We start from the raw sequence: 1,350 nt of genomic DNA on the forward strand, positions 1-1,350 counted from the left end.
TATTACTGTCGTACCAAACATAATCACCTAAACTATATTTTGGCGTTTTGTAGAAACCACTGTCTAATGTCATGTTATCTGCATCTTTAATGACACCTGTTGTTGTTAAACCATTAGAATCTTTTTCAGTATCATTTCCAGAAGTTACTGAAGTTGGTGTATAACCTGATGGTGTCTCGAATTCAACTTTATAAGTTCCATTGTTTAAATCAGTAAATTGATATTTACCATTTTCATCTGTTGTTACTGTTTTTAAAACTTTGTCGTTTTCATCTTTTAACGTAACAGTTACACCTGAAATGCCCTTTTCATCTTTATCTTGAACACCGTTTTTATTTGTATCTTCCCATACATAGTCACCTAAGTTGTAAGTCGGTTTGTAGAAACCAGAGTCAATAGTATCGTTATCTTTATCTTTAATGACACCAGTTGTTGATGTACCATTTGAATCTATGCCTTCATCAGTTCCTGAACCTACTTGTGTTGGTGTGTAACCTAATGGTGTTTCGAATTCAACTTTGTATGTTCCATTTTCTAATCCAGTAAATTGATATTTACCATCTTTATCTGTTTTAGTTGTTTGTAAAACTTCACCGTTTTCATTTTTCAATGTAACTGTTACGCCTGAAATACCTTTTTCAGTTGAATCCTGCTTACCATCTTTATTTGTATCTTCCCATACATAATTACCTAAATTATATTTTGGTGTTTTGTAGAATCCACTATCTAATGTCATGTTATCAGCACCATTAATAACACCTGTTGTTGTTAAACCATTAGAGTCTTTTTCAATATCGCTACCAGATGTTACTGTAGTCGGTGTATAGCCTTCTGGTGTAGTAAATTCAACTTTATAATTACCATTATCTAAATCAGTAAATTTATATTTGCCATCAGCGTCTGTTGTAACTGTTTTTAACACGTTACCGTTTTCATCTTTTAATGTTACCGTTACGCCAGATATACCTTTTTCATCTTGATCTTGAATACCATTTTTATTTGTATCTTCCCATACATAGTCACCTAGATTGTATTTAGGTTTGTAAATACCTAAGTCAGCAGATAAATTATCTTTGCCATTAACTGTTATCACTGATGATACACCGTTTGAATCTAATTCTTCGTTATTACCTTGTTTTGAAGGAGTTACCTCATAACCTTGTGGTAAATTTGAAAATTCTACACGGTAATCTCCATTAGGTAAGTTTGGAATCAAATATGACCCATCTTCTTTAGTAACTGCTTCTCCTACTTTTGTATTTGTATTATTATCAAATACAGTTACAGTTACATTGCCAACGCCTTTTTCTCCTAATTCTTGAACACCGTTTTTATTTGTATCTTCCCATA

1 protein-coding gene is annotated in these 1,350 nt (G+C 32.1%); it reads right to left on the reverse strand.

Going from position 1 to position 1,350, the window contains the following annotated elements; translation table 11 throughout:
• The coding region (locus HMPREF2658_RS06440; RefSeq protein ID WP_176747425.1) for an SdrD B-like domain-containing protein at positions 1-1,350 on the reverse strand (1,350 nt) is incomplete at both ends.

It is taken from the genome of Staphylococcus sp. HMSC062H10 (assembly GCF_001836945.1).
Lineage (GTDB): Bacteria > Bacillota > Bacilli > Staphylococcales > Staphylococcaceae > Staphylococcus > Staphylococcus aureus.